General features: G+C 35.6%; 23 protein-coding genes and 2 pseudogenes. 3 read left to right on the top strand and 22 right to left on the bottom strand.

The genetic code is table 11. The features are described from left to right. Window positions 1–153: 153 nt before the first annotated feature. Entirely contained in the window at window positions 154–1,392 is a 1,239-nt protein-coding gene (locus tag HGO49_RS05955; protein ID WP_172758362.1) for an IS256 family transposase, read from the top strand. Window positions 1,393–1,423: 31 nt separating this feature from the next. On the opposite strand, the pseudogene HGO49_RS05950 reads toward HGO49_RS05955, so the two are convergent. The 21 genes and pseudogenes from HGO49_RS05950 to HGO49_RS05855 form a co-directional block, all read right to left on the bottom strand. Further along, window positions 1,424–2,190, bottom strand: a pseudogene (locus HGO49_RS05950) (phage tail protein); the annotation flags it as partial. After that, a complete protein-coding gene (locus HGO49_RS05945) occupies window positions 2,175–2,966 on the bottom strand; it encodes a baseplate assembly protein (RefSeq protein WP_172758363.1) in 792 nt (263 codons plus the stop codon). The gene HGO49_RS05945 and the pseudogene HGO49_RS05950, both read right to left, overlap by 16 nt. Window positions 2,967–2,968: 2 nt before the next feature. Beyond that, a complete protein-coding gene (locus HGO49_RS05940; RefSeq protein WP_172758364.1) occupies window positions 2,969–3,304 on the bottom strand; it encodes a GPW/gp25 family protein in 336 nt (111 codons plus the stop codon). 2 nt (window positions 3,305–3,306) lie between these two features. Continuing rightward, complete coding sequence (locus HGO49_RS05935) at window positions 3,307–3,561, bottom strand: PAAR domain-containing protein (RefSeq protein WP_026092586.1); 255 nt, start codon at window positions 3,559–3,561, stop codon at window positions 3,307–3,309. Further along, complete coding sequence (locus HGO49_RS05930; protein ID WP_172758365.1) at window positions 3,558–4,022, bottom strand: phage baseplate assembly protein V; 465 nt, start codon at window positions 4,020–4,022, stop codon at window positions 3,558–3,560. The genes HGO49_RS05935 and HGO49_RS05930 overlap by 4 nt, the downstream gene beginning before the upstream one ends. Beyond that, window positions 4,009–4,482, bottom strand: coding sequence for a hypothetical protein (locus HGO49_RS05925; protein ID WP_172758366.1), 474 nt, complete (start codon window positions 4,480–4,482; stop codon window positions 4,009–4,011). The genes HGO49_RS05930 and HGO49_RS05925 overlap by 14 nt, the downstream gene beginning before the upstream one ends. After that, on the bottom strand, window positions 4,479–4,967 hold the full coding sequence (locus HGO49_RS05920) for a phage tail protein (protein WP_409350574.1): 489 nt from the start codon (window positions 4,965–4,967) through the stop codon (window positions 4,479–4,481). The genes HGO49_RS05925 and HGO49_RS05920 overlap by 4 nt, the downstream gene beginning before the upstream one ends. An 11-nt stretch (window positions 4,968–4,978) precedes the next feature. Next, entirely contained in the window at window positions 4,979–5,284 is a 306-nt protein-coding gene (locus tag HGO49_RS05915; protein ID WP_172758367.1) for a head-tail joining protein, read from the bottom strand. Window positions 5,285–5,380: 96 nt separating this feature from the next. After that, entirely contained in the window at window positions 5,381–6,385 is a 1,005-nt protein-coding gene (locus HGO49_RS05910; protein WP_172758368.1) for a major capsid protein, read from the bottom strand. 24 nt (window positions 6,386–6,409) lie between these two features. Beyond that, on the bottom strand, window positions 6,410–6,778 hold the full coding sequence (locus HGO49_RS05905; RefSeq protein WP_172758369.1) for a head decoration protein: 369 nt from the start codon (window positions 6,776–6,778) through the stop codon (window positions 6,410–6,412). A gap of 46 nt (window positions 6,779–6,824) precedes the next feature. Further along, window positions 6,825–7,886, bottom strand: a complete 1,062-nt coding sequence (locus HGO49_RS05900; RefSeq protein WP_172758370.1) for a S49 family peptidase — start codon at window positions 7,884–7,886, stop codon at window positions 6,825–6,827. 14 nt (window positions 7,887–7,900) lie between these two features. Continuing rightward, window positions 7,901–9,313, bottom strand: a complete 1,413-nt coding sequence (locus HGO49_RS05895) for a phage portal protein (RefSeq protein ID WP_172758533.1) — start codon at window positions 9,311–9,313, stop codon at window positions 7,901–7,903. Continuing rightward, window positions 9,310–9,843 (bottom strand): glycoside hydrolase family 25 protein, encoded by a 534-nt coding sequence (locus HGO49_RS05890; RefSeq protein ID WP_338116486.1) that lies wholly within the window; start codon window positions 9,841–9,843, stop codon window positions 9,310–9,312. Before HGO49_RS05890 ends, HGO49_RS05895 begins: the two co-directional genes overlap by 4 nt. A gap of 179 nt (window positions 9,844–10,022) precedes the next feature. Next, window positions 10,023–10,994, bottom strand: coding sequence for an IS110 family RNA-guided transposase (locus HGO49_RS05885; RefSeq protein ID WP_017532054.1), 972 nt, complete (start codon window positions 10,992–10,994; stop codon window positions 10,023–10,025). Between the two features lie 205 nt (window positions 10,995–11,199). After that, entirely contained in the window at window positions 11,200–11,325 is a 126-nt protein-coding gene (locus HGO49_RS07465) for a hypothetical protein (RefSeq protein WP_255419729.1), read from the bottom strand. Between the two features lies 1 nt (window position 11,326). Next, window positions 11,327–11,551 (bottom strand): gpW family head-tail joining protein, encoded by a 225-nt coding sequence (locus HGO49_RS05880; RefSeq protein WP_172758371.1) that lies wholly within the window; start codon window positions 11,549–11,551, stop codon window positions 11,327–11,329. Further along, window positions 11,544–13,362 (bottom strand): annotated as a pseudogene (locus HGO49_RS05875) (phage terminase large subunit family protein). Before HGO49_RS05875 ends, HGO49_RS05880 begins: the two are co-directional and overlap by 8 nt. Continuing rightward, the gene (locus HGO49_RS05870) at window positions 13,359–14,825 is read right to left on the bottom strand and encodes an ankyrin repeat domain-containing protein (RefSeq protein ID WP_017532592.1); all 1,467 of its coding nucleotides are present in this window, start codon (window positions 14,823–14,825) and stop codon (window positions 13,359–13,361) included. The pseudogene HGO49_RS05875 and the gene HGO49_RS05870 overlap by 4 nt, the downstream one beginning before the upstream one ends. Window positions 14,826–14,844: 19 nt before the next feature. Further along, window positions 14,845–15,327 carry a hypothetical protein gene (locus HGO49_RS05865; RefSeq protein WP_017532591.1) on the bottom strand — a complete coding sequence of 161 codons (483 nt, stop codon included), beginning with the start codon at window positions 15,325–15,327 and terminating at the stop codon, window positions 14,845–14,847. 35 nt (window positions 15,328–15,362) lie between these two features. After that, a complete protein-coding gene (locus HGO49_RS05860) occupies window positions 15,363–16,577 on the bottom strand; it encodes a DNA modification methylase (RefSeq protein WP_010405490.1) in 1,215 nt (404 codons plus the stop codon). A gap of 103 nt (window positions 16,578–16,680) precedes the next feature. Next, the gene (locus HGO49_RS05855) at window positions 16,681–17,139 is read right to left on the bottom strand and encodes a crossover junction endodeoxyribonuclease RuvC (RefSeq protein WP_172758372.1); all 459 of its coding nucleotides are present in this window, start codon (window positions 17,137–17,139) and stop codon (window positions 16,681–16,683) included. Between the two features lie 217 nt (window positions 17,140–17,356). On the opposite strand from HGO49_RS05855, the gene HGO49_RS05850 reads away from it, so the two are divergent. Beyond that, the gene (locus tag HGO49_RS05850) at window positions 17,357–18,589 is read left to right on the top strand and encodes a hypothetical protein (RefSeq protein WP_172758373.1); all 1,233 of its coding nucleotides are present in this window, start codon (window positions 17,357–17,359) and stop codon (window positions 18,587–18,589) included. Continuing rightward, complete coding sequence (locus tag HGO49_RS05845) at window positions 18,555–19,670, top strand: hypothetical protein (protein WP_172758374.1); 1,116 nt, start codon at window positions 18,555–18,557, stop codon at window positions 19,668–19,670. Before HGO49_RS05850 ends, HGO49_RS05845 begins: the two co-directional genes overlap by 35 nt. 630 nt (window positions 19,671–20,300) lie before the next feature. Here the strand turns inward: HGO49_RS05845 and HGO49_RS05840 are convergent. Further along, entirely contained in the window at window positions 20,301–22,442 is a 2,142-nt protein-coding gene (locus HGO49_RS05840) for an AAA family ATPase (protein ID WP_172758375.1), read from the bottom strand. Between the last annotated feature and the right edge of the window lie 34 nt (window positions 22,443–22,476).

Genomic DNA, 22,476 nt, shown 5'->3' with positions numbered 1-22,476 from the left:
CAAACAAAAGTTGTAATGAAACTAAATTCAAAAAATTTTAAAAAACATAGTTGATCTGATAAGACTATCTGCGCTTTTGCAAATTGGGGATGTTCAAAAAAGTGTGTCAAACCGAGAAGTAAAATATAATTGAGATAAAAATGGAGGTTTGACATGAGTCAAAGAATAGCAGATAGAACTACTGGTTTGGTAGATTATAAAGAATTAGAAACAAATATCTTGTCGTCTATACGAGAAGGTAGACCATTAATGGGAAAAGATGGTGCATTAACGCCATTTGTAAAAAGGCTACTTGAAGCAAGCTTGGAGGGTGAAATAGAACATCATTTATCTACTGAAAGCGAAGAAAACAATCGTAGAAACGGAAGGAATGGAAAAACTTTGAAAACAAGTGCAGGTTCATTTGAACTATTGACACCAAGAGACAGAGAGGGAAGTTTTGAACCACAGATAGTGAAAAAAAGGCAAACAAGCCTACATCCAGAACTTGAAACAAAGGTCTTGAACATGTTTGCAAGTGGTGTGGGATACAGAGATATAGCATCATATGTGGAAGAAATTTATGACCATAAAATATCTGCAGCAGAGATATCTGGAATTACAGATAAATTACTACCTATAATCAATGAATGGCGTAGCCGTCCACTGCAATCAGTGTATCCAATAGTATTTATGGATGGGATGTTTTTTAAGGTAAAAGAAGACGGTCGCTGTGTAAGTAAGTGCATGTATAACATATTAGGAATAGACCAAAATGGCAGAAAAGAAGTACTGGGTTTTTACTTAGCAGAAAGCGAGGGAGCTAGCTTCTGGTTAGGCGTATTAAATGACTTGAAAGAGAGAGGAATAGAAGACATTTTGATAGCTTGTGTCGATGGCCTAAAAAGCTTTCCTGCAGCTATAAATAGCGTATTTCCTAATGTGGAAGTACAGCTATGTGTAGTGCATCAAATACGGAACTCTCTGAAATACGTATCAAGCAAAGATGTAAAAGTTTTCATGAATGATTTAAAAAAAATATACCGCGCTACAAGTAAAGAAATTGCAGAAAATTATTTGCTTGAGCTGGAGGAAAAATGGGGCGAAAAGTATCCATTAGTTGTAAAATCTTGGCAGAACAATTGGGAAAGTTTATCTGGTTACTTCAAGTATTCAGGTCCTGTTAGAAGGCTAATTTATACCACTAATCTCATCGAGGGGCTACACAGGCAAATTAGGAAATTTACCAAGACCAAAGGCGCATTCACCAGCATAAATGCCTTGTACAAGCTGGTATATTGTGCTATAAGAAAGGTGGAAGAGAAATGGACGATGCCTGTACATGATTGGGCATTATCTATATCTCAACTCGATATTTTTTTCCCTAGTAGATTAAAGATTGAGTTGAATTAAAAATTCGGTTTGACACACTTTTTTGAACATCCTCTGCAAATTTAATCGATGGTAATAAACTCTGTGGTAATGGATATAGTGCTTTTACGTTATACCACTGATGACTTCTTTCATAAATGCCTTGGTAATCCTTTATGTGAGGTTCTGTTTCTCCAAGTACTGCCACATCTAACCGATATACGTCATTACTAAATGCCTGCTCATAATGAACACGAAAAGTACTAAACTTAAAATTTGGATTTAAGCTTTTTAGCTCAAATGTATTCTTCCGACCAAACGATAATACTGGTCCATCCTTTTCAACCTTTATCCCTGAGTACTCCGATAACAAATTTCCAAAAAAGCTTTCATCTAAAATAAACCTATCAACGTTGTAGTAATCATTAAACATCCTCATTAGCCGCGATCTTGCTGGCAATGACAGCTTTGCAAGTTCTACTACTGCATCTACAAAAAAGTCATTTGGAACATCTTTTATACCTATCTGCAGCTCAAAAAATGTTTTCCAGGTGGCTCCTCAATGATTGTAATATCTTCTATATTTGCCCATTTTAGTGCTATTTTGAGTGATGCTGGGGTTCCTCTTAAACGCTGAAATTTTACTCCTTCTACTATGGCTTTTCTTCTATCTTTTACCCAGCGTAATATTTCCCCCAATTCATATTCCTCAATTAGCCAAGGTAATATTCTTTCTTCTAATCTAAATTTAAACCCTCTTATACAGCTTGGATCTACTTTATAATCCATCGCATCTACCAGCGCTTTTTCTTGTTTTGTTGCGTTTAGTGGTAATAGCATTTTAAATTTCGCAAATTTGCACACTCGTTCCCTAGTATCACAATATCCTCTTTTGGCTCGATTAATTCTACGTTTTCTACTCCTTCCACAAACAAATTCGCTATTATCCATGATCTTGTAACGTTCCATCCCAGCCTTCTACTTGCTTCAAACTTCTTAATGAACTGTTTCTTGATTTCCTCTTTCGATATCAGAGGACTTATGCTCATTCTGCTGTGAATATCTATTTCCGTAATATTGCAACCAATTACTGTTACTGTATCGGTTAAAACCCTTATATCATCTCTAGTAACCTGCTTTTTTACAATTTCTAGTAGCTCTTCTGACACTATGCCAGTTTGTGTTGATAAGATTGAAATTTGCACACTTCCAGCCACTGGTGATTCTACTAATGCATCCTTTACTCTTCTATCTGCTGACAGTGCATGATACCTATAATACTCCTTGCTCCCACATGTGCTCCAACCTATTATCTTTGCTTTAATTCTTTTTCTAAATCGTTCGTCCTCTTCTTCTTTTTCTCTCTCTACTCCATAAAACTCAGCCAAATTATCAAGATCTTCTCCTGTCGCAAATTTTAGTAAATTGCTCTTTACTGATTCATTTATTCTTTGTCTTAATAACAATTCCCTCCATGCTGCTACTTCTAATACCTTCATTGCTGGATCACTTTCTACTAATGCTGTAAAACTTGCATCACACTTCACTAACTCTTCCTTCATCCGAGAAAAAATCTCTTCAAAGTTCAGTCGTTCGATAATATTTGGCTGCTGCATTTTTAAACAACTACTCCATTAATATTTATGAACTTACCTTCTGAAAGATAGACACCTTCTAAATTCAATGTTACTCTCCCTTCTTTTACTCCTTCAACTTTTACTTTTTCTAACTTAAATCTCTTTTCCCATTTTTCCAAAGCTTCTCCTGTTGCTGCATATATCTCAAGTGTTAAATCTCTATTTATTGGCTTATCCACCAATTCAAATAATCTTGACCCATAATCTCTCCTCATTATTCTACTATTAATAGGAGTGGTCAGTATATCAATTATCGACTGCTTTAAGTGCTCTATTCCTTCTAACGTTTTTCCTGTTTTAGCATCCATACCCTTCATTTCTATTTTGCAAAGACGCTTTCACTGCCTTTTATTACTTTAAACCCACATGAAACTATATCTCCTACTCTTCCTATACCAAGACCATTTGAAAACACTGTTTTTGATCCTTCAGTTAATGCTCTTCCTTCACTAAAACTGTCTCCTTGTCTGCACATTGGCTTACCATTTACAAAAACATTATTACTGCCGCTAATGCAGAAATGTGGTATAGCTTCTCCACAGTAGTCTCCTAACCTCACTATTCCTTTGTTCAATTTAAGTCGATCCTTTCTGCTTTCAGTTTTATTCCACTTTTTGTCATTTCTATACTTGATCCCCCAGCTTTCAGTGTTATTTTATCTACTACTTCAATCTCTAAATGATGTTTTTCCTTATCATATAACAATCTTGTTCCATCTTGAAACTTCACACTATCTATTTCTTTTTTATTCTCTGGTGCAGGGTATTTTTCCTGATATATTCCTCCTAATACCACTCCTAATGACAGTTCACCAAGAGGAGAAAATATCATAACCTGTTCATCAATATCTGGCGGAGACCAATCTCTATCTTTTCCTGCTTTACTTGTTATCCACGGTAAATAATCTGTTAAAAATTCTCCTATTTTCACTCTTACTTTTGCTTTTTCATAATCTATTTCTTTTACAATTCCTATACGAATAACGTTTGCTAGCTTCCTATTCAGCTCTGAAATCGCAAAACTATGATCCAGCATTTATATTTCCTACGTTTATTGTATGTGGTTTAATTTTCCCCTCTTCCCATACTGATTTACCTAAATGAAGCTGATGATTCCAATCAACCATCCACACCAAATATGCATCTAATTCGGGTCTAAATCCATCAGGCTCTGCAGAAAGAAATTCAGCCGGAGATACATTCTTTTCCCAGGTATTCTTGTTCACTACTCTTGCTACTTCTGCTGCTAATGACCTTACAACTAACGAGGAATCCTCGACTGTTCCATCAACTACAATTCTCGCTTCAAATCTTGCTTTTAGGGCTAATTCCTCTGTTCCAGGATCTTTTCCCGATTCTAAACTCACAAGCTCTACAAATAACGCTGGCGCTACTAATTCTTTTCTTATCGATGGATAAATTTCACAAGTTTGAATTGCTGGTATTTCTCTCTTCAGCGTGGTACAAATTTTATCATGTAAATCTTTCAAATTCATCCTTTATAGCTCAATTCACGTTCAAAAAATTTTGTAAAGACTTTCTCAACTTCATAATTAACAAGATTCCCTACTATCCTTGAAGCCTCAGGTTCGAGTGACAATTTAACTTCCTTTATTGGCAATGCTGCTCTTCCTTCACGTTTAAACATACCGCTATTTCCTTTTGGCATAACTGCTGCAAATCCTCCTATAAACTCATGCTTTCCTACTTTCGATCCTCTTCTTGTTTTTTGTATTTTGCCAATTGCCGATGCTCTAATGTCATAGAGATTTGCTCTAATTAACACTTCTAATCTGCTAGTTTTCGCCTTAAAAATTCTTAGCCTTCTTCTCATTAACGTCAATTTTATCTTCTTTTCCTCACTAATTTCCTTAGCTGCTTGCGCTTTTAACCATAGTGCCGTTTTGTTTAATGCCTTTACCGTTGCTAATTCTACTTTTCTTCTTTTAGCATTTACACTTTCTATTACCTCAACTTCTATGCACAGACATTTTACACCCCAGACGCTTTTATTTTCCACGTTATTCCAGACTTGTCTCTAAGTGGCGGTGAGTGTACTTTATATCTTCGATCACCTATAACAAAAACATCTCCTACTATTGGCTTTAACACATCAAACGCACTTACTTCTAACGCTAAAGTTTCTTCCACAAATTGTCCTTCACCAATCTCGTATAATTTATCTGGCTCTTGCTTTAATACCTGTACCATATATGACTTATCCTTTGATTTATACAAAGCCACTTCTCCTAAATGGGCAAAACAATCTTCTAATAATCGCTTAATATTCTCTTGCATATTTCTTTTTGATATACTAACCTTTACATGCTAAGAAAGCGCATACCGGTAGAGTCGTTCTGTGCCTCACCACATTGTAGTTACTCTACCAGTATGTTATGCTATAGCGACTTTTACTAATACGCCAGGTCTATGGCACATTGGCAATGGATTTGACTGCGTATGTAAATCTGTTCCTCTATCAAATCTTCTTGGCTCTTGTTTTGCATATAGTGGCTGTCCGAGAGTGTTTACCGTTTCATTAAAATCTGCTGGAGCAAAGTATGTTGTAAATGTGCTCGCTGTTCCTACTGGAAAACAGTGCCCTGTATCTTTCTCAATAAATCTTCTCACGGTTCCTTCAGGGTCAGTTGCTTGTCCTCTATATTCCTCAAATGTTATACCACAAAACGTAAATTCTGATCTCATATCGTCTCGAAGTGCTGCTCCCTCCTGCCATCTTTCGTATGCTTCTTTTACTTTTTGGTGAGAGGTTAATGCATCAAAAAATTCAGGACTTACCAGAGCATGTACTCTTTCCATATACTCGCCACTTAAATTATCTTCAATATGCCTTAGTACTTCCATACACTTACGCTTTACATCCGTTGTTGCTGTGCCAAGAGCAAAGTTTACTGTTTTTGCTGTAATACCAAATTCTGTATATAGGTTAAGTAATTCAGACCCATCTGCATCTAAAATTATTCCCTTTAAAGCTCCCATACGAAGATGTTCTAGCGTGATTGCATGTTTGTTTCTCATTGTTTGCAAGTGATCTGTAATTACATCGGCAAGCGCTACAAGTTCGTTTTCTGAGCCAAAAGCACGGATTCCTTGAACTTCTTCAGGTAAAACTACATCATCATGTGGAATATGTGGAATTGTAAATGTTCTTACCTTTCTTTTGCCGCGTTTTCCTACTGTTGCTGGTGCTCCGGGTAACTGCGTTGGTAGTAAACTTAATACTCCGTTTTGCTCTTCTATGGTAATATGTCTAAATCTTACTGACCTACTTGGAAACAAGTTTAAATTTTCAACCCGTCCATAATTTATCGGCAATATATTCATCGCATTTGTTAGTGCCGTCATACTAAATGCTGTATTTGTAAATGGATTTTGCATTCTTTTTCTCCTTATTAATTTAAGTTACACTCCCTTGCGGACAATGATCCCTCGTGCTTCAAGTTGCTTTATTGCTGCAGCTTTCTGCTCTTCAGTGATATTTGCTGGCCACACCACTGCATGATCTGCTAGCATTGCACCACGAGTAATAATTACTGCTTTGGTATTTTCCTTTGCGTTTACATCGCTTATTATCACACCTATCGCTGTTTGTGTACCATCTGTGGCAGTTGGATTTATTATCTTAATCATGTTATCTTTATCGAGAGCCACTACTGTACCAAGTTTAAGATTTTGTCCCTTGGCTACTGTTATCTGATCTCTTGAATATAGACTTGATGCCTCATATTTTAATAGGTCACCTAGATTATTTTGTTCGGTTATAGTACTCATTTTGCTTTTCTCCTTTATTTTCTACTTTTGTTATACTACGAATATTCTAAATGCCAGATTGCGCACGACTTCTTGCTACTTGCATCATCAAATCTTCTCCTGAATTCTGTGGTATTGCACTCAGTATCTCTGTCTTCTTCGTTCTCTCTGCAAGTAATTCCATTAAAACTTCCCTTGCTTGCTCAATACTTACACCCTGCTCAATAAATTCTCCTATTTTCTCTGGCATTCGTGATAAGTTACATAAACGTATTAATTCAACAACTTCAGTACGATACTTAGTTAAATTATCAGTTTCTAGGTCAGTTGTAGTTTGTTTATTCATAGTATTTTCTCCTTTGTTAATAAATTCAAAAAATGTTGTAACTCCATCTGCAAGACCTATTTCTACTGCTTTCTCACCAAAATATAGACCTGCTTCAGTATTTTTTATTGCTTGTACAGAAAGTCCTCTGTTTCGTGCTATAAGTTCAGTCAGAATTTCATATAAGCGATTTACTTCCTCCTCTAAACTTTTTAAGCTTTCTAAACTTATAGGCTCATGTGGATTTAAATCATTCTTTCTCTTGCCTGCAAAAATAGTTGTGTATTTTATTCCTTGCTTTTCATCAAACCTACTTTGATCTATATGACTTGCTATTACTCCTATACTGCCAACACCAGAAGTTCTGCTCACAAATACCTTTTCAGCACTTGAAGCTATAGCATATGCAGCAGAGTACGCATCATCATTTGCTATTGCCACAATTCTCTTTTTTGCTCTTGATTCGTAAATAAAATCAGCCAAGTCGAATAAACCGTTTACTTCTCCGCCTGGACTATCTATATCAAGCAGAATAGTTTCTATATCTTTGTTTGATGATGCTTCTTCTATTTCTTCTTGAATTTTCTCATATGATGTCATTCCCAGAAAATCGTCAAAAGCTCCTGGTTTTTTGGTTAAAATTCCATGTATTGGTATTATTGCTGTCTTTTCTATATTGTTCTTTACATAGTGTTTTACGTTTTTAAAGATAGGTTGTTTTCCGTTATATAGTGACAACAGGTCAAAGCTTTTTTGCTCTATCATCATCGGCCTACATAGCCAGTTGGTTTGTAAAATTTCCATAAAGTAAACGAGATTTATTTTGTTTGTGTCCTGACATCAGAATCAAAGAAAAGGTTGAGAGAATCAGAACGCTTTTGATCTTCTGCTATTTCTTGGTCAATTTCTTCAACATCGTAACCCATTTCTGATACTACTTCCGATCGACTCTTAAATCCATTTCTTACTGCCATTTGCTGTGCTTGCTGGTCTTTCAGTGGATCCACCCAATCAAATCCCTGTGGTATCCATTTTACTTCTTCTTTCGCTGCTTTTACTACTTTTTCATCTATACAGAGTTCTCCACAAAGTACTGCTAATTCTAGCCATCTATTCCAAATAGGTCTACAAAACTGGAACACTATCACGTTATGCTGTAACATTGCACACCTTCTGCGAAACTCTATTAATCCTGCTCTGATTGATGAGTAATTAACACCTGTTAAATCTCCTGTTAGCTGCTCATATGTTATCCCTGTGCCTATTGCTATTGCCCTCAGTTGCTGTCTCATAAACGCTTCATAACTTCCTCCAACATCTGATGGCTCTGAAAATTTTATATCTTCTCCTGGGTCTAAAAGCTGCATTGTTCCAGGTTCTAGGCCAGATAGTGCTACTCCTTGCTCATTCGCTTCGCCTTCTCCTAAAATATTTGCCTCAGGATCAAGTCTTGTAATAAACCCTGCAAACATCGCCGCTGTCTTTTTTCTCACTAATTCTGCATCATCGTATTGATCAAGCTCATAAAGTTTCAGTAGTATATTAGAAAGCCAAGGCTCCCCTCTGATTTGCCCAGGTCTTAATGGTCTATAAATATGTAAAACATCGTTTGCTGGTACTCTCACTGACTCTCCAAACGTACTTTCACCAGGGTGTTCTTTAAATAGGTAGTATGCTTCTCTTTGCCCAAGTCTGTTAAACTCAATCCCGTTTCTTATTACATTACCATTTCCTAAAGTCTGATTTGTTTTATTGTCTAAATGTTCAGACTCAAGTACTTGCAGTTGTAATGGTACAGAAAATCCATCCTCTAGCTTTCTTGTTCGGAGTCGTACAAAACATTCTCCTCCCTCTATCATACTTCTGCATACTAGAGCTTGTAATCCATAAAAATCACTTACTCCGTTACTATCTGCTTCATCTGTCCATCTTAGCCATAATTCTTGCACTTTCTTTCGAAATTCTGCATTCTTTGCTTTTGACTGCGGTTTTATTCCTGTTCCAATAGAATTACTTACTATTGTATCAATAATATTTGCTGCATATGGATTTTTTCTCACCATATCACGTGATCTACTACGTAAAGTTTCAAGGTTTTGAGACAGCAAATTGTTTATACTTCCTAACTCTGGTTGAAAGTGAAAAAATCTTCTTCCTGAACCTGCTGCATCCCAGGCTGAACTTTTGATTTTTGGCTTGCTAAATAGTTGTTTGAAATTTTTCAGCATCATACTAACCAAAATTCTCTTAATTCTTTTAATGTGCCGTTAAATTTATTTCTGTCACATTTTCCGATTCCACTTACTTCATGTGGCTCTGGACCATTTTTACCGTCGGTGTATTGCCATAAAATCCACTTATTCCAGCCTTGCGGTAAAACAGGTTGATCTCCATATCTTGCTATCCATAATGGACATTTAGTCAAAATTGGTGTGGCAAAATCTTTCAAAAAATTAGCACTTCCATACACTAAAGGTGAACGCCCTGTTTCTTCTTGAACTTTTTTAACAAAATCTTCTGCTTGTCTTGGTTCTATATTTTTTCCACTTTCGTTCTCTTCAATATCAAGCACAACAATTGTATTTTTAGTTTCACCCACTGTATTCAAAAAGTGATTTGCCTGATCTCTTCCATCTTCTCCTACACCAAAATGATATGAACCCCATAAAAGTCCTTCCTCTTCAGCGGCTTTCCTTCTTTCTGTATAAGTTGGATCTATGTATTTTAGCCCCTGGGTTGCTTTATGAATAACTCCCAATATTCCATCAACTATGTTTTTTAAAAATTTTTTATTTGTGTAATTCTGTAACTTTGTTCAATCATGTGGACAATAAAAACCCGTGTGTCATAGAAATAAAATTTTATATCAAACAGCTGCCATAATAATTTCTGTTTAGCTAATGAATATGTGCTTTAAGTCTGTGTAGACGCACATATTCATTAGCCAATTTCAGCCACCGTTGTGAGAGTATGCAAATTAATTGCTTCTTTAAGTCTTGCATTAGCAATTACTATGATTTTCCGCATTAGAGCTGTTATAGCTACCATTTTCTTCTTACCACTTTCAACAAGCTTAGAATAAAAGGCACCAAGTACAGATTTGGACCTTGCAGTAGACATCGCAGCTGTAAAAAGCTTTTTACGGACATTACTTCTACCACCTATAATCCTTCGATAACCAACAGCTTTACCACTTTCCCTAGGATGAGGTGCAACTCCAGCAAGACTTGCTACTTCCCTTCTGTTTAAGTAACCAAGCTCCGGTATTAAACACAGAAAATCTTGTGATAACTTTTTACCTATTCCAGGAACTGTTTTAAGGATTTTTTGATGTTCTTGTAACTCATGACTTTCATCAATGATTCTTTGTATAGTATTATTTAGTTCATCTATTTGGCTATTAAAAAATTCAATAGTTTTTTGACAACTTTCTCTTATATGGTCGTTTTCAGGTGCTTCCAGTCTACATTTTTCCTGAGTTCTCATTTGCGTGATGTCATCACGACGTTGACAAAGTGCAACCAAGGTTGATTGTTTTTCAGAAGTAGGTACAAATAGAGAGAGAGTTCTATGGCGTTCAAATCCATATTGAGCAAGAGCTCTTGCATCTGATTTATCGGATTTTGCTAAAGTTCCGTGAGATAAAATAAAACTTTTTACTTTACGGGTATTAGCTCGATGTACGGTGATATTCTTGTCAATAAGAAAATGTGACAAACCAAGCTCATATTTTCCTGTATTTTCTAAAGTCACTAAAGAATTAGGTAAGATATCTGAGAACTTTTGACACAATTGTTGCCAACCAGAAGTATTATTGTCAAATTCAACAGCATTCTTCTGCTTGTGAACTGCAACAACATTCTTGAATTTTCCGATGTCAATACCAATAAAATTTTGATAAGATCTAACCATTATAACCTCGATAGTTTTATTAATTTAAGATTGTAAACGGGTGCATATATATGTCCCACACAACTATTCAAACGTATCGAGGGATAGGGCTAGTGTACCTTGATGGAAACGGTTGTAATACCAACTTTTTTTTCGGTCGCACACGCCCGTGATAGTCCTATTCCTATAGTGAGTAGGGCTATCTTTCCCTCTTATCTCTTTTATATCACATTTTTAACTTACAATCTTCTTTTGCTAATTTAAAATTTATGTTTTCATTCCAGTGCGATAAATCTATTACTGCATTTATAATCATATCTGAGCTCACTTTAATCCTCTTGCTTTCTACCATCTCATATCACTCCTTTATTTGTTGCAAAAACAATTTGCCTCTTTGGCTTCATGCCTGCAACTTTTAACCCCGCTTTTATTCGTTGCCTGAGCTCCAATAAATCCTTTATTTGAACTTCCCCGTACCGCACAACATGGTCACCATATGCAATTGATACTACTCGCTCTCCGTTTTGCAGCTTCTTTATCGCTTCTTCGACTTGAACTAAATACTCTTCGTTATACATTTTCCAGCCACTTACTCTGTCTTACTTTTTTAGGTTTTTTACTTTCTATTTTTCCACTCAAACTATTCCATTTACTCTCTGGCCAACGATCGATTCCAAGCGCAATAGATGCTGCTCTCGCATAAATTCGGCAATCTAGTACTTCATTTCTCTCTCTTACCTTTTGCCATTCCTGTTTGGTGTATCCTTTTACTACCTTGCTGACTAATTGCTCTGCCGTTAGCTGCTTAAAATATTCAGGTGCATACTCCGGAAAATGACAATATCCTGCTGGAGCTTCTTCACCTTCTTTTAAAACATTAAGTAATTGAAAAAGCTCTGACTTTAATATCGATACTCCCACTGGCCAAAGCTTTATTCCTCTTTTTAGCTTTTGACCACCAACTGTTATATCAACTCTACTTGGGCTGCTAAGTGGTACTAATGCTTTATTTACACCTTTAACTGCCATTACTCTTCCAGATCCTTGATGACCTCTTACCCAATTATACACTTCTTGCGTTGCATATCCAGCATCAACCGCCATCATGCTTATCATGTATTCAAGCCCATTTTCACCGATAAAATGATGATTTAAGAGCTCAGAGAGTTTTCCCCATACTTCTCCTCCTCCTGTATCTCCTTCAAATACTCGATAGTCTATTGACCAACTTTCACGGCTTTTTCCCCATGCTACAACTTCTACTTCTAACCGGTCTTTTTGGACATCAACACCTGCTGTGAGAACTACTTCGCCTTTTGGTACTGTGCCTATGGGAAAAAATTCTCTCCTGTTAAATAATTGCTTCCAGTCTGGTACTTCTCCTTTATCTACCCAAGTTTCTCCTAAAGTGGTATTTATCCATACTTTTAGTAATTGTTCACTTTCCTTTGCATGCAGAAAATCTTCTACTGCTTGTTGCCAACTATACCAACCAACTGGGCTATAAAGACTTGAAAGATGAAATCCTTTTTTCTCCCCTTCTTTTGCCTCTGTAGCTCTCCATTCTCCACGCTCAAGCATCTCTGTCTTTTGATGATTTTCTATTTTGCCGCTACATTCAGTGCAGACATAATGTGCTGTTCTTGAGTCGTTGTTTTCCCATTTTATTTGTGACCATTTTAGAACTTGATAGTAATTACAATACGGACAGGGAACAAAAAAATATCTCTTATCTGTTGCTTCAAATTCTTTCTCAATTCTCATGAATCGTTGGTGTTGATACTAAAAAAATCTTTCGCCTTGCAAAGGTATTAGTTCGTGCAATACTGAGCAGTACTGGATCTCCTTCACCTCCTGAATCTCCTGGATAGGCATCAATCTCATCAAGAAAGAGGTATTTTACTGGCATAGATCGGAGTCCTACACTGCTATTTGCTCCAGTTATTACTACTATTCCACCTGGAAATTCCTTACTTTGCACAGTATTCCCTGAATCTCTTGATCTTGGGTCTTTTACTTTACTTTTTAAACATGGCGTACTCTCTATTAACGGTGCAAATCTTCCCTTCGACCAACGCTTTCCCATTTCAACTGTTGGCTGTACTACCAGCATTGGACCTGGTGTCTGATCTATGATATAGCCAATCCAGTTATTACCAGCTTCTGTTCCTCCAATTTGTGCTCCTTTCATGAATACTATTTTCTCCGCTGGTGAAGATGGAGATAGTGAATCCATGATTTCTTTTAAATAAGGAGTTCTTTCCGTTCTCCATTTTCCTGGCTCTGATGCTGCAGTTGGCGCTAAAACTCGATACTCATTCGCCCACTCTGATACTTTAAGCTGCGGATCTGGTCTTAAACCTTCAGAAAAAGATGTAGCATAGATCATACCTTAACCCTACTTATTGCTGGTTCTATCTCAACATCATTAACAGTAGAACTACATTCCTCCAGTTCCATAAACATCTTTTTCTGAAATTCGTTTTCTATATATCTTTTGCTCATCTCACTTATCATTATTGCTATAATAAGTGCAAGTATTCCTGTTATTGTTGCAAAAATGATTGCACTACTTATTGTTGTTGCTGTTAACCCTATATATACCGCTATTGCTACTGCACTTACTGAGGTAAAAATACAGATCACATTATTGTATTTTCTTACTTTTGCATCTCTATGCTCTATACACCTATAATAAATTGGTACAGATCTGCCTATCTCATCTGGTAATTTGATACTCTTTTCTTTAAATAAAGTTTTTAACAATTCTAAATTATTTGACTTGATTGCTGAGTGCAGAACAGGTGTATAGTTTGCTCCTTTTTCCAGTAGTAATTTTACTACATGTAAATGTCCTTTTTCTGCAGCAAGGTAAATTGGAGAGTGACCTTTGTTATTTAAGATATCAATATCAATTTCTTCCTTTAAGATTGCATCTACAACTCCTTTTTGTGCGGCTAAATGCAATAGACTATTCTTTTCAGAACCGTACTTATTGTTCATCAAAGCCTTCTTGATCTCAGGTCTATTTTCAGCGTAATCAAATGGTGTCTTGCCGCTATCATCTTTTACCAGAGGGTCTATATCTTCTCGCGTTAGTAAAACTTCTATTGTTTTCAGTCTTTCAGCATAATGTAGTGGTGTTTTATTTTCGTAGTCCTGCAAATTGACTTGAGCATTAGGCTCCTTTATTAAGCATTTGAGAATATCGAGACATAAATCTCTTTCATCGTAATTAGTGTTACTTACAGCTATATGCACTGGTGATAATTTCATCGAATTTTGTCCTACACGTGCGCTATTTACATCTGCTCCTAGCTCCAGTAATAACTTTACTATCTCCAATTTTTTGTTGTTAACTGCATAGTGCATCGGTGTCTGATTTCGTACATCAAAGACATCTATTTCAGCGTTTCCTTCTCTTATCAAAATCTTTACAACTTCTGCATGTCCTATTCCTGCTGCTAGATGTAATGGAGTATGATGCAGAGCATTTCGTACATTAACGTCAACACCTTTTCCTATCAAATATCTAACTGCATTAACTTCACCTATCATTGCAGCTAAATGAAGTAAGTTATCTTGCTCTGATCCGTATTTGTTATTAATTAGCGCTTGTAATATTTCTGCTTTTTTCCCTTCTTTGGCATAATCAAGAGATGTTTTACCTTCATTATCTTCCACAAAAGGATTAATGTTCTTCTTCGTGAGTAACAAATCTACCATGCTTAATTCATCAAACTCTATAGCGCAATGCAGTGGAGTTTTTCCGTTTAACCCTCTGACATTAACATCTAATCCAGGTTGATTGATGAGGCACTTTATTAACTCCAAACTTAAGTTATCAGCCATTTTATATTCAAAATCTTTTTTATATTTGAAATTTAGTATTAGATAATTCTTGTAATGAGTTTGTAATCTCTTCGGTTAGCGCCATATGAATCTTTTCAGTGTCACTCAGTGATGCAAGCAGTGCTGAAACTCTATTTGGAATATTAAGCAGATTATTACGGACAACTCTTGCTACATTAAATGCTTCGCTCTTTACTTCCTCTACTGCTACAAGTTCACCAATCTCAGCTTTTGCCTTTGCCTCAAGTAGTTTACCTCGTTCCATTTCATTTTTTATTCGCGTTTTTAGCAACATTGTGGAAAGGTTACTTGTATTTTCGTTTTCTGGATTTTTCCTCCTCAGTGGCTGACTTGGATCTCTTATTGCCGCTACTGCTTCATTTGCTTGTTCTCTATTGATCAAACCATCCTCCAACTCAACTATTCCTTTTTTTACTAAATAACAGACATACTGCTTTGATACTCCTATCTCTCTTGCCCATTCTGTTTGTGTGATTTTCACTTTTTTTCTCCTCTCTCTCTTTATTTACCTTTTTTCTACGAATTTTCTTCTTGAATCTTTGAAAAAGTTTTACCAGTACCAGAAAGAATTGCCTCCCTACCTGTGTACACTTGCCAACGTTTTATGGTTACATCTACAAATTTTGAATCTAGCTCTATTGTCCTACAAATTCTTCCTGTTCTCTCACATGCAATCAGTGTGCTGCCAGAACCGCTAAATGGATCAAGTACTATGTCTCCTGGTCTACTGCTATTAACTATTGCTCTCTCCATTAGCTCTACTGGCTTCATCGTTGGATGTAGTGTATTGTGTGTTGGCTTATCATAAAACCACAGATCACTTTGATTTCTTCCTCCATGCCACTCACGTTTATTGCCGCTTTTCCATCCATAGAGCATTGCTTCGTATTGTCTTTGATAATCAGACCTGCCTAGCGTAAAGTGATTCTTTGCCCAAATGATAAATGTCGACCATTTTCCTCCTGCTTCCTCAAATACTTTTTGTAACGTTGAAAACTCTGATGATGATATGCAGATGTAAATTGCTCCCTTCGTATATGCTAAAATATTGGAACAGATGTCGTAAAGAAAAAGCTCATACTTTTCACCTTGATTATCATTTAATATTTTTTTATCTTCTCTTTCTTGACTGCTACCATAATCAACGTTATATGGAGGATCACAAACAGTAATGTCTGCCATTTTATCATCTAACAGCGCTTTATATGATTCAACTACAGAGCTATCACCACAATAGATTCTATGATCACCTAAAATCCAAAGATCACCTGGTTTTGTTACTTTTTTGTTATCAACAGCTAAATCAGAAAGATCTTCTTTTTCACCATCAAAATCATCGAGAAACCTTTGAACTTTTTCCAATTCAAATCCTGTCATTTTAAGGTCAAATTGCAAATCTTCTAACTCTTGAATTTCCACCTTCAAAAGATCATCATCCCACTTTGCCCAGTTAGCTGATTGATTGGCAAGCAGTCGAAAAGCTTTGGTTTGTGGTCCATTTAAATTATCACTTAAGACTACGGGAATACTTTCCATACCAAGTTTTCTTGCTGCTTTAAGTCTTAAATGACCATCAACCACAGTACCATCACTTTTTGCAACTATTGGAATACGAAAGCCGAATTCCCTGATTGAAGCACACATTCTGTTGACCACATCGTCATTTTTACGAGGATTACGCTCATATTCAACTAGATTTCGAATAGGATAGTAGTGGATTGCTAAATTCATATCTTAATAATTAAAAAGTTAATATTCAAAATATATCTGACGCTAGAGAAGGCCTGGGGTCAAACCTACCAAACCCGCCATTATGGACGAAAGGACCCACTTTTTATGGGTTTTTTGTCTTATTAATATCCTTACTAATATAGAACATTAATGCCAAAGCATCGGCCTCATTATCATCTCTAGGTGAAAAACTTTTTTCACGTATCGCTTCAATAACTTCACTCTTACTTGCATTGCCTTTGCCTGTTATAAAGCGTTTTATAGTTTTAACATTAACACCTTTGTACGGCACATGATGTTCTTCACACCAAGCAGAGAGAACGGCAAGAAAACCACCGTAGCAATGCGCTGCATCAGTTCCTAGATGTCTTCTCACTTCCTCAAAATACACTGCAGTGAACTCATGTTTCAAAGAATTAAGCCAATTACGAAAATTCAAGAAGCACATGCCACCTCCGCTAAAACGGCTACCATGAAAGCTTTTGCTACCACTTTCAATTACTCCATCTGTTAGAATTGCCCAGCCTGTTTGTTTGCCAAGGTCCAGTGTTAGGATTGACATTTATATTCAGAATTTGTTTCGCTAGAGTGCTATATAATATATATTCAGGATTTGAAAAATTTTTGTCCAAAAAATCTTCTTCTTAAGCAAACTTTTTAGAAAAAACTTGGTTAAAAATCAGTAAACAGCCATTGCATAATTATTGGTCAAGACTTTCAAATTTCTATCTTAACTATTTAAATAGTCTATTATGCTATTATGGTGTGGTTAGTTTCTTATGAACATTTATCCAAATCGTAAATTTTGGGAAGATGATTTAGAAGTACCTGTTAACCATTTGCTTGATCGTTTTCACAATACAAAAATACGTCAGTCTTGGATAGATTCACTTTCTGGTAAGCAATTAAATATTATTTTTCAAAACTCCTTTAAAGATAAATTAAACGCTCAACTCTTTGATGATGAAAGTTACGATAATACATCTGTACAATACAAACGTAAAGTTATTGCTAATTATTCCGATTCTCTCGTTACTTACTACTTGATTACCTGTTTTGATCGTGCAAAACTAGAAGTTACTGTCAGTGAAATTGCAAGATCTGCATTAACTACAGAACTCATGAAATCCTACCTTGTAAAAAATAATAATAAATATGATAAGAAGTCTTTGCTGTTTCTACTGTTTCATGCAGATTACAATCTTTTAAAGTCTGTCTATCACTTTGAAAAAATACAAAGAAAGAGTTTCATGTCTTTTGCCTTACAAAAAACACCAAGACGACCAAGTACTCCATTTAAGGACTTTATCTCAGAGGAAATCATACAACAAATACTGAAAGAAGATAACATTAAGAGAAATGACAGTTTCGAGAATCAACTACAAGGTTTCTTCTATCATCAGAATCGTTTATATGTGTTAATACGCAAAGCTAGCGATATAGATTTGTTGTTAAATTCAAACAAAGTTATTCATGGCCATAAGGCAGAGTGGATGATTTTGGATTTTCTACTAAATGGCACTCAGGTAGATCTTGGTGCTAGAAATATCGATCAAGCTATAGAAATAGCAAATAGCATTGCAAGTTGTTACTTTGGCTGCGAATGTATTTTTGTAGATGTGCAGGATAAAAACTTCGCGGAACAGGTGCATAAATTTATAGAAACTTGTATTAATGAATCTGATTCAAATATTCGTGTTTTTGAGTTAAAGTTTCAGTCAAATCGTTTCAATTACAGCTATACTAATATCACTTTGACTGTTGCTCCATATGATCCTATTGCACCGGAATTGCATGTTTTAAAGCCATTTGTAGGAGACATAGTTCCATTTATAGAGTCGATTAAAGTAATATTTCAAGGCAAAAAGATAGGCTTATTTTTCAAGCGAAGTGATGAGTATATAGCAATTTACTACTCTGAACATCCTCTGAATAAAAGGGAAAGAGAGGATTTTAAAACATACATAAAACAATTTTATGGTCTTACAATCTTGCCAAGAGCAAATCTCTGATCTTCTTAATTCTGGCAGCTCTTGGGTTAACCCAAATCAAAATTACATCAAAGCAGCAAGGTATTTGTCAGATCTTGAGTTAATTAAGATGCAAGAGAGGTCTTACATTATCTGCTCTCGTAGACAAGATAAATTAGATTGGCCAAATATAGTTGATCCATACTGTAACAATGAGATTTTCATTGATGAGGACTTTAACGAAGCATGCGATAATATAATTTGTGAAAATTGCAACCGTGATATTTTACCTAATACCTACAAGAAGCAAAGATTTCATCGCTTATCTGTATATTTTAACCCAGAGAAATTTATGAATTGGTTTGAAGGTCAGCTAAGTGATACAAATTTTATGTGGCAAAAAGTGGAAAGTGGAGTTTATCATGTTGGTGGACAAGGTAAGATTGTAAGTTTAATCATACTTGATTTTTGCACCAATCCAACATTCTTAACGATAGATAAGCTTAAAGCTAATCCAACTGTATTAATAATACTGAGAAAAAATCCATCAAACATACCTCTTGATTTGCCCACAGTAAAAATGGTTGACCTTTTCTTTCAGCATAAGACTTTAATTGAAGTATTCCAAGAAGCAGCACAAAGAGGAGTACTAGAGTTCATACCAAATACTTCAATGCAAATCTTACATACTGCACTTAATCTAATTGAACCTCCTAAAGAGAAGGAATTACTAAAGTTGCAATTGATAGAGGGCTCACTTTACGTAAACAATATAGAGATTCTAAATAAGAAAGCTGCAGCATGTATGAAGGTTTTTCGCATATTATTTGAACAATTTTTGCATGATTGTAAAAAAGAATTACCTCCTGAAAAACACATGTTGCTTAGCATAAATGAAATAGAAAAACGCCTAAATCTTGATCCAGAAGCAGATCCAGAACATCACATCAGAAAACCACTAAACACAATCCAAAGAACAATAAAAACCACCTTAGCTAAAAAATTAGGACTAAACATCGAACGTAATGATGTGATTCAAACAGTTGGTTGGCCTGGATCATCGCGTAGAGATTATGGTTACCGTATTAACCCTTTTACTTTGGTTATAAAAGCAACTCGTTAAGTTTTAGAGATACTAAATAACCAATTAAACGCCATAAGTTACGTAAAATATCGACTATACAAATCTGTCATACATTAAAAAAATTTCTTTACAACTAAAGTAAAACGTGATAAAATTAGCATATGGTCTTTCTTATAAGTTAAGACATGGTGTTAATCGGCTTTTAAGGGCTGTTATAAGCGTTCTTTAGGTCAAGGTGGTTAATTGTACCCTGAAGTTGTAGAATGGCTTTAAAACGCAATTACGGGCCATTTGTTTTTTTTAAGCGTTTTCTTTCATTTCTTTTATTAGATAACTTTGAAAGAGAGCTTTACACATATACATAACTTATTATTGTAAGTAAAAGAGAAACGAACAGAGTAGTATGTTTTAAAGTCATACTACTATATTATTATATAATAATAGGAGTTATTCTGAAAACTGAGAGTTGAACAAAACCCTCTATATTCCTGAACTTTTTCCCTATTGCTCAGTCTGCAGCTATAAAATTCAACAATCCCTCTAAGTTGTTGAAAATCCCGCATTTCTTTCACCCTTACTAAATTCAGTCTGCATAGACTAAGCAAATTCTGAAGACAAACTGAGCAAATCCGAAGACTGAAATAACTCATATTTTCTATTTTAATTTTATTAATTGCAGATGCTATGATGAACCCAAGTATTCGGATTTTCAACTGGTAAAATGCTACCATTCTCCAGTGATTTATAGTCGGTTGGTAAGACCTTTTCATAAATTGTCACTTCTTTATTCAGTTGATGATCAAATACCTTACTTTTCTTTTCCATGCCTGCAACACAAAGCACCCCATATCTAGTTCTTGCTCCATTTTTACCTTCTCTATTAAATTTTATATAGCCCTTTGTAGCTAAAGTATCAATACGTTCACGGATCGAATGTTGACTACCAAGACCTGCTTTATTCTCAAATGCCTGACAGAACGAATTTATTGTATATAGACGTCCCTTCCGTGCTTCATCATAAATTAATTGTAGAATAGTATCATACCTACGCGAACGTTCTGCATCTAACCTTTGACCATAATCTTTATTCACAAGTCTTTGCGATTCATAATCAACCACGTACCAGTTATTGTTAATTTTATCAACGTATTTTGATGCAATAGCATGACCATTGCGTAACTCAAAGATTAGCTGACGTTTACTTTGTTGTTCATCTGGTCTGTGCATAATTATTCCTGTAGTATAAAATCCCCTTAAACTGCTTGCACCGCTAAAACTTTGAAATGGGTCTTCTTCCAATGATTTCTTTTGCATCTTCTTTGTGTGGTGTACTAAAATAACTCCTGCATCTTGATTAGCCAGCTTTCTCAATTTACCAACCCTTTCTTGTAGAAAGAATAACATAGCATTGTTGTCATTTTCACTACTATTCTCGCCGGCATCAAAAATATTGCGTAGTGGATCTATTGCTATTATATCAACTGCATTCGAGCCAAATGAACTTTCTATTTTATCTACAATAATCTCTATACTATCATCATTTAGAAGTAACTCCACTTGTGGTGTAATAACTAAGTTATATCCAGCAATTTCAAGAAGTTCTTCATTTAGTTTAATCTGCTGAAGACGTTCACGCATATAGTGATAGCCAATTTCAGTTTGTAAGTAAAAGATTTTCAAAGGTCTTGTGGGCATCATGTTCAAAAATGGAATTCCTCCTGCCATGTGTAATAACCAAGAAATAAGAAAATCACTTTTTCCAACCTTAGGTGCACCTGCAAACACCAATAGTCCTCCTGGAGTTAAAATTCTTGGAGCTATTATGTCTTTCGGCATTGGTGATTTATCCTTTAAATACTTTATTACTGGAATTGCTGAAAGTGAAATGCAACGTCCTGCTTTTTGAACTTTCGAGAATTCCTCGGTAGTTGATAGTTTTTTCACATATGGAACTTGAAGAATTAAAGATAAGAATTTTTCAACATTTATACCTTCTTTCACGCAATCAGCAGCGTCCCAACCCTTTGGTTTATCTTTAGGTATTTCCAAAATGCAAAGTTCTTCAACTCCAAGACAAGTAAGTTTCATAGCAGATTTTTCAGCGTATTTCTTACCTGGTTCATCATTATCTGGCCAAATAATAACATGTTTACCTTTAAGTGGAGTCCAATCTGTCTTCTCAATAGGTGCATTTGCTCCTGACATTGCTGTTGTTGCAGTTATTCCTTTCTCTATCAGCGCTTCTGCACATTTTTCTCCCTCAACCAGAACAACTTTATCGGACTTTAAAATACCTGGAATATTATATAGTGGCCTTATCTCTGGTACACTAAAGGTGGATTTTTTGATATCAAAAGGAAGATATCTCTTTCCACTATCATCATCATAACGATATACTCTAACAATAGCTTGGCCGTTTTCATCGTAATAATCCCAATATGCAGTTGGACTACTTGAAGTTTTGAAATGACCAAGCCACTGAGCTATAGAAGTCATTACTTCAGGAAACTCTATTCTCGTACTTTTTCTATGTACTCCTGCCCAAAGATCAATGATATCACCACCTTCTCCTGTTGCAAAATCATGCCATAGGCCAGCTTCACTGCCACTTAATTCTACTACTAGACTCTTGCCTTTATCACCTTGTATATTGCCTACATAAAACTTATCACCACAAAAAATCCCTCTTGGCAATAGATAAGAAAGGCATGATCTGATATTTAACAGAAGCTGAGCTTTAAGTTGTTCTTTTTCTACTAACGGTGCATTTTTTCGTGGAGCTGCAGTATTAAAATCACAATAGATACCCATAAAATCTCCAATATATTTAAAGTTTAGAAATTTG

It is taken from the genome of Wolbachia endosymbiont of Diaphorina citri, assembly GCF_013096535.2.
Classification (GTDB): domain Bacteria; phylum Pseudomonadota; class Alphaproteobacteria; order Rickettsiales; family Anaplasmataceae; genus Wolbachia.
Note: the sequence above shows the minus strand (reverse complement) of the source record. Positions and strands in the feature narration are given on the sequence as shown.